General features: G+C 65.1%; 11 protein-coding genes. All 11 read right to left on the bottom strand.

Features of this window, described 5'->3' with window-relative positions; translation table 11 throughout:
* Positions 1-17 precede the first annotated feature (17 nt).
* Positions 18-749, bottom strand: a complete 732-nt coding sequence (locus AC1VAN_RS12035; protein ID WP_442251167.1) for a hypothetical protein — start codon at positions 747-749, stop codon at positions 18-20.
* 33 nt (positions 750-782) lie between these two features.
* The gene (locus AC1VAN_RS12030; protein WP_480985871.1) at positions 783-1,283 is read right to left on the bottom strand and encodes a hypothetical protein; all 501 of its coding nucleotides are present in this window, start codon (positions 1,281-1,283) and stop codon (positions 783-785) included.
* Positions 1,243-2,613 carry an SPRY domain-containing protein gene (locus AC1VAN_RS12025; RefSeq protein ID WP_480985870.1) on the bottom strand — a complete coding sequence of 457 codons (1,371 nt, stop codon included), beginning with the start codon at positions 2,611-2,613 and terminating at the stop codon, positions 1,243-1,245. Before AC1VAN_RS12025 ends, AC1VAN_RS12030 begins: the two co-directional genes overlap by 41 nt.
* 3 nt (positions 2,614-2,616) lie before the next feature.
* On the bottom strand, positions 2,617-2,853 hold the full coding sequence (locus AC1VAN_RS12020) for a hypothetical protein (RefSeq protein WP_442251165.1): 237 nt from the start codon (positions 2,851-2,853) through the stop codon (positions 2,617-2,619).
* 56 nt (positions 2,854-2,909) lie between these two features.
* Entirely contained in the window at positions 2,910-3,281 is a 372-nt protein-coding gene (locus tag AC1VAN_RS12015) for a hypothetical protein (RefSeq protein ID WP_442251164.1), read from the bottom strand.
* 129 nt (positions 3,282-3,410) lie between these two features.
* On the bottom strand, positions 3,411-3,884 hold the full coding sequence (locus AC1VAN_RS12010) for a phage tail tube protein (protein WP_442251163.1): 474 nt from the start codon (positions 3,882-3,884) through the stop codon (positions 3,411-3,413).
* 78 nt (positions 3,885-3,962) lie between these two features.
* A complete protein-coding gene (locus tag AC1VAN_RS12005) occupies positions 3,963-4,325 on the bottom strand; it encodes a DUF3168 domain-containing protein (RefSeq protein ID WP_442251162.1) in 363 nt (120 codons plus the stop codon).
* A complete protein-coding gene (locus AC1VAN_RS12000; RefSeq protein ID WP_265951138.1) occupies positions 4,322-4,825 on the bottom strand; it encodes an HK97-gp10 family putative phage morphogenesis protein in 504 nt (167 codons plus the stop codon). Before AC1VAN_RS12000 ends, AC1VAN_RS12005 begins: the two co-directional genes overlap by 4 nt.
* Complete coding sequence (locus tag AC1VAN_RS11995; protein ID WP_442251161.1) at positions 4,818-5,150, bottom strand: phage head closure protein; 333 nt, start codon at positions 5,148-5,150, stop codon at positions 4,818-4,820. The genes AC1VAN_RS12000 and AC1VAN_RS11995 overlap by 8 nt, the downstream gene beginning before the upstream one ends.
* Positions 5,147-5,569 (bottom strand): head-tail connector protein, encoded by a 423-nt coding sequence (locus tag AC1VAN_RS11990; protein ID WP_442251160.1) that lies wholly within the window; start codon positions 5,567-5,569, stop codon positions 5,147-5,149. Before AC1VAN_RS11990 ends, AC1VAN_RS11995 begins: the two co-directional genes overlap by 4 nt.
* 3 nt (positions 5,570-5,572) lie before the next feature.
* Positions 5,573-6,004, bottom strand: coding sequence for a hypothetical protein (locus AC1VAN_RS11985; protein WP_442251159.1), 432 nt, complete (start codon positions 6,002-6,004; stop codon positions 5,573-5,575).
* Positions 6,005-6,064 lie beyond the last annotated feature (60 nt).

The raw sequence follows: 6,064 nt of genomic DNA, 5'->3' as shown, positions 1-6,064 counted from the left end.
CTGTTGGAGGCTCTCGGTCAGGCGGGCACCTCTTCGAACTCCATGTATCCCGTGAAGTACTGTCGGCTAATGTTCTCCGCGCTCGGTAGCTGAGTTGGGTAGCCGTACAGCGCGGATCGCGCTGCCAGCCTCAGATCCAACGCCTTTGTTGCTATGTCCCTGTACTGAGGGACCACACAGGAACGGCGGCGCCCGGCCAGCGCCGCAGCGACTGTCTCCCAATCGCCCCCCGCCAGCCCGCCGCCCCGAACAACGTCGGTAGCCCGGCCCGAAAAGCTGCAGGTCAGGCGGCGGTACACCGCGCCGGGAACAGTGTTGACCTGACCGCCCTTCGTTCGCGTGTGAGCGCTGGTGTCGATGGTGGCGACACCCCATCCGTCGCTGATACCAACGTCGACAGCCTGGAAGATCGCAATCTCGCCGATATCGACGTTCGTCACCGTTGCGTCGATCTCCACCGACACAGTCGCAACAGGCACCTGCGCCTGTGGAAATAGCCACGCGCACACGCTGCCGTCAGGGAGCCGCGTGGTTGTGCCCACTGCGCCTGCAGCACGAACCTCAACGCCAGGAGGGACGTTCAGACCCAGCGCTGCCACGATCCCTGGCACGACAGCCTGTGCCAGCGTGACCGTGACAGACAACGGCCCCGTCCTGCGGATCCGGCTGGCGCGACCCGGCTTGCCATCGAACAACGCTGAGCCCTGATCGCTACTCAGCCACGTTCCGCCGGCCAGCGTCACGGTCACCGCTGCAGGCATTCCAAATCCGATAAGCACGTTTCACCCCCACAAGGTCAGCACCACATCACCCGTGGCTGGGTTTCGCTCAACTCTGCGCACCAGCACCGGCTTGCCGTCGGCCAGGCCGTACCGGCTGTAGGTCAGGCGGCCAATCTGCCCGGGCAGCGGCGCAAGTTGCTGATCGCCGCGGACGGTGACCTGATAGAAGAAGCGCTGCCGCTCGTAAATCGCCACCACCCGGTCGATTTCGGCCTGGGCATCGGCTGCCCGCCAGAACAGCGAGATCACCGGATCTGCTGCGTCTGCCCGGCGGTAGTGAGCGTTCAGCGGGCCCGCAGCGAATACCTGGCCGCGATAAAGGGCGGTCAACTCGTCGCGCCGCGCCTGCGGAACGTCGACCACATCGGTGACCAGATCCGACGCACCGAGAGCCTGGGCATTCGGCCTGTAGGCCATGCGCCGCGTCAGGCTGGGTGCGTCATCCGGCACGCCCACCAGGTCACTGGCCATATCGTCTTCGGTCAGCTCGAACGCCGGCACGCCCTGGTAGCTCTCCGGCGCCACCACCCGAACGAACCGCAGCACCCCCRTCGCATCTTGGTATGCTGAGCCGCCCCATGATCTCGGCGACCGCCACAGACAGCGTGGCGGGCGCCATGCCGCCCCCCACGCTGGACAGGTCAACCACAACCGGCGTCACTGGCGGAGACTTCATCAGCAACTGCTGGCGATCCGGAGCCACCTCGAACGTCCCCGGCTCCATCAGGTCGCCGCGATCCATGACGGCGTCGACGTAGACCGGGCCATCCGCCAGGAACATGGACGTGGCATCAGAGTTGCCGCCGGCCGCCGGCACGCTCGCCACCGCACCGATCACAACCGGCTGTGGCTTCCATGCCAGAGTCGCGACATTGGGGAGGAAGACGCCACGGTTGATGGGCTGGCTCAGGTAGTCGTGTGCATCACGCAGGTGCAGCGTCTTGCTGCCGTCGTCGTTGATCTCGATCTGATCGATCGCGCAACGGAACACCGGCACTGCGTCTGCGAGCATGGCGGTCTCATCGACCATCAGAATGCGGACCGATGCGCCGGAACCGCCCGAAAGGGCGAGGCCGTCAAGCATGCCTTCGCTATCGACCACAACGCACTCGGCTGCCGCCGTCTGCGATACCGGATCACCACCCCACGGCCAGAAACTCAGTTCCTGCACCAGGTTCACGCCCTCGGCCACCAACCCTTCGTAGCGGGCATTTGCGGGGCTGTCGCCTGGAGCCGAAAGCCAGTCGGCATCAGCAAGGCGAGTGGCAGAGACTTGCGCCTGATCCAGCCGCCACCCGGCAATAGCTGCATCACTGCGCGCGCCCCACTGCCCGGCGTTGACCGCCAGGCACAGGCCGCCCGCTTTGGTGGCCGCCAGAGACGCCGCAAAGTAGAGCGGCCCAGCCAGCAGCAAATCCCGCTGATGCACCATTGCCCCATTGAGGTAGAGCTGCAGGCGAGACGGGCCACCAAACACCACACGTAGCCCGACGATATCGCCCTTGGCCACTGTCGGCAGTCCAGTGGCAATTGCGCCGATTCCTTGAACCAGCCGACCGGTCGCCAGCTCCCACCCGATGCCAGCACCGTTGGAACCTGGCGACTCGTTGAGCGGCGCGGCTCCAGTTACAAACCCGACGACCGCCGCCAGATCGTCATCGCCCCACGCGGCGAACTCGACGCCCACCGTTCCGCTACCGAGCGCGAAGTCGGAGCGCGCGCACCTGTGCGCGTCCGCGGCAGCGGTAGTTGCGAGCGTAAGCCCGCCGTCGCGAGCTGCGAGCAGAGGGCCAATGGGAAGCGCTGCGAAGCGCCCGAAGGTGTCAGCCATGGGTCATCCAAGGGAATCGAACCACTCCTGCGCCTCATCGTCGTCAGAACGAGGCACCAGGGCGTCTAGGAAATGCTGCATGCCGCGCTTGGTTCCGCCTTGGCTGTGTGCAGCTGTGATGTACGCGATGAATGCAGCAGGCTTCTGGTGGATGCTGACTGGGTCGATGGGGTTGCGCTTGTGGAACTCCCACCACCACAGGAACTCCCGGCGCGACATAGTGGATCGCAGCTCCGCCACCGTGCGATGCAGATGGCCGGCAAGGACATGCCAGAACCAATCCTCGCCGCGCTGCCTTAGCCGTTTCCCGCTTCTTCCCGCAGGGCGTCAGCGTCACTTCCGAAGCCTGCGTGCTTGAGCGCAATGGTCTGCAGACTTGCCGCCACCTTCGGCTTCAACTCGCCGGCCTGCTTTTCAGTGAGTACCCGCTTGCCGCTCTCATCGCAGATCGTGGCCGCAATCAGCTTGGCACGGTCGGCGGTGCTCCACAGCTGGCGGAACTCGGTATCCGGCAGCGCGCGCACAAAGAACTCCGCCTTGGTGCCGTCCGGCAGTTCGATGGTGTCCGGCTGCACGTCCTTTGCGGCGAACAGGCCGGCGCTGGTGAACGCCTGAAGGATGCTCACCGTTCCTGCCAGGGCTTCGCTGTTGTCGTTGGTCTTGCTCATGGGCCGTTTCCTTGAATGGCGACAGGGCTCGCGGGCCGCGCACGGCTAACACGCGGAGGATCCGCGCGCCCTGCCAAAGAGAAGGCCCACCGAAGTGGGCCGAAGAGGGAGAAGGCGCCGTTATGCCGATCAGGGCGTCGGGCGGTGGGTGGTGACTGCGCCCGAGCCACGGATCGTGATCGTGGCTTTCCACACGTCGTTGTCCTGGCTGGTGACGGCGAAGTTCTGCACGAAGCCGTCGAACTGCTTGGACAGAACTGTGGTCGGCGGGGTGATCTTGCCGGCCACTGCCACCGGCTTCTCCACGCCCTCGGTCTCCGAGAGCGGCGCGGTCACCAGCCAGTTCACGACGGCGCCGGTTTCGTGCAGCTGCTCCATCTTCTCGTGATCCACGCTGTCGTAGATGATCTCGATGCTAGTGCTGCCGGTCTGCTTGCGGCCAGCGACGAACTGATCCCAGTCGTCGTCGTAGTCGGAAATATCGATCTCCGAGGCCTGGCCATCCGGGAAGCCGACCGAGCGCAGGCGGGTCACCTTGATGACCTCGGCCGCGGCAATGGCGACGAACAGTTGGGAGTGCTTCGACTTGATTACCTGTCCCATAGGGGTTTCCTTACGTTGTGCCCGTCGCCGGGCATGAAAAAGGCCCCTTGCGGGGCCGGTGGATTGCCGTTGAGTTGGTCAGCGGATCTGCAGCAGTCGAACATCGAAGGAGATGCCAAACGCGCCTGTATCGTCGTCATCAGGCGGGGGGTTGTAAGACTCGATGCTGCCTACGGTCTCGACAGCATCGCGAATTGCCACTGCGGCAGCATTGGCTTTGGACGTCGATTTCCCCCACACCGTCAACCGGACACGCCATCCATCGGTCGGCGGTCGCTCGGACAGCAGGTTGGTTGGCGATCCGCCCACAACGCCCCAGGTGGCGTAAGGCAATGCGGTGTCCTGCGGCGCAGTAGAGGGGAAAACACGGACGGGATCACCAAACAGACTTCGCACGGCCTCGTCGCCCTGCAGCAGCTGCTGGATAAGCGGCACCATCATTTCCACCCCCTTGCCTTCATTACCCGGTCGATAGCCGCGCGGGTCTGGTCGACAATCAGCTGCGCCGCCTGGGGCCCGTTTGCCTCGGCGGCTGGCGTCAGGAACGGCTTCGCAGCCATCTTCTTCGTGCCAAATTCCAGATAGCGCCAGTAGCTGGCCCAACCTGCCTGCACGTAGACTTTGCCAACCCGACGCTGCCGGCGGTTTCTCTTGGTGTTGGCGTACTTCGCACGCTTACCCGTCTTAACGCCAACGGTGAAGTACTCGCCACCTGGCCCAACGCCGGCCCTGTTGCGATTGCGCGCATTGGCCCTGCGTACCACGATCTGTGTGGCCAGGAAGCCACTAGCACGCGGCACTCGCGCGCGTGCCGCATCGCGGATCAGATTTCCGCCCCGACGCAGCGCGGTCTGCAGCGGCTTTCCCTGCAGCTCGACCGGCAATGCCTTCAGCGACGACAGGAGCCCATCAAGGCCGTGGATCTCGATCTGCTCAGCCATCGGATAGCCCCGCGTCTACCATCAAGGTAATGTGCCCCCGCGCCGTGGGATCAGGCAGGACAGCGCGGATTGCGTAGCGCTGGCCGTCAAACACCGCGCGCATTGTGTTCAAGACACCAGGCAGATACGGAATTTCCATGCGTGCTGTGACCTGGCCGTGCTCAGCCGATGCCGCTACGAATTCGCGCCCTGAAAGCGGCACCACCTCCGCCGGCACGTCTGCCTGCCAGTCCACCCACTCCAACTCATCGCCTCCAAGCGGATCCCGCACGGGTTCTTGCACCTGCAGGGCAATGCGATGGCGATACTTGCCGGCCCGCCTCATGGCAGCACCCGACGGTATGGGAACATCAGGCGATCCACGGTTGGATTCTCGACACAGGTCGCACCCACCACCAATCCTTCGCGATTGGCGTAGAGGTCGCCCAGCGTCAGCAAGATCGCAGCGCGCAGCGGCCCTGGCATCGGTCCCGGGGTAGTGGTGAAGAGAACCGGATACTCCCCGGCAGCGCTCGTCACCGTCGCCGGCTCAATGGGGAGAGGCGATTGCCGCTGTCCCACTGGCGTCCATTCGTAGGAAGCCTCCACCAACGCATAGCCGGTATTGCGCTCCACGGACTCGCGAGCAGCGGCAATGAACGCCCCGATCAGGGCGTCGTCGGCGTTATGGATTACGACAAGATGCGCCTTCGCTTCACTCAGCGACACAGGCTCCTCGGTCGCCGGGCTCACCGTGCGCAGCATGGGCTACTCCTCCGGCGTTGCCGCCTTGATCGCGTTGGGATGGGTGTCGATCAGCCCGCCTAGGCGCAGCGCCTCGGCGTGGGCCGCATCGACTTGGATTACTTGGCCAACCTTGCCCAAGTGGTTGTCGCTGAGCACCAGAGCCGCCACGGTCTCACGCTCCGACGGCTGCGGCGGCTGGTCCGGCGGCGACGCGGCGCTCTCTGCTTCGGCCGCGCCGCCGTCTTCGCCCAAGCCGTCGACCACCTGGCCGGCCTCGCCGATGACCACCTCGGCGCCGCCGGCACTCGGCAAATCCGCATCGCCGGTCAGTTCTTCGGGCTTCTCACCGGTGGACGCGCCAGCATCAACGACTACCGGGGCCGTGACGGGCGCGCCAGCCTCGGCCGCGACAACTGGCGCAACCCGCGTTGCGGTGTTCTTCTGCTTTGCCATGATCGTCTCCGAGGGACGCCCCACGCGGGGCGCCCCTCCGTTCGTGGTCCGGGCGTTTAG

The sequence above is a fragment of the Stenotrophomonas sp. 05L44_2 genome, from assembly GCF_056665995.1.
The sequence above is the reverse complement of the archived record's forward strand: the minus strand, read 5'-3'. Positions and strand labels throughout refer to the sequence as shown.

Excerpts from the sequence above, each read along its gene's own strand:
- AC1VAN_RS12015 (WP_442251164.1), bottom strand. The coding sequence starts at position 3,281 with ATGAGCAAGACCAACGACAACAGCGAAGCCCTGGCAGGAACGGTGAGC.
- AC1VAN_RS12010 (WP_442251163.1), bottom strand. The coding sequence starts at position 3,884 with ATGGGACAGGTAATCAAGTCGAAGCACTCCCAACTGTTCGTCGCCATT.
- AC1VAN_RS12005 (WP_442251162.1), bottom strand. The coding sequence starts at position 4,325 with ATGATGGTGCCGCTTATCCAGCAGCTGCTGCAGGGCGACGAGGCCGTG.
- AC1VAN_RS12000 (WP_265951138.1), bottom strand. The coding sequence starts at position 4,825 with ATGGCTGAGCAGATCGAGATCCACGGCCTTGATGGGCTCCTGTCGTCG.
- AC1VAN_RS11995 (WP_442251161.1), bottom strand. The coding sequence starts at position 5,150 with ATGAGGCGGGCCGGCAAGTATCGCCATCGCATTGCCCTGCAGGTGCAA.
- AC1VAN_RS11990 (WP_442251160.1), bottom strand. The coding sequence starts at position 5,569 with ATGCTGCGCACGGTGAGCCCGGCGACCGAGGAGCCTGTGTCGCTGAGT.
- AC1VAN_RS11985 (WP_442251159.1), bottom strand. The coding sequence starts at position 6,004 with ATGGCAAAGCAGAAGAACACCGCAACGCGGGTTGCGCCAGTTGTCGCG.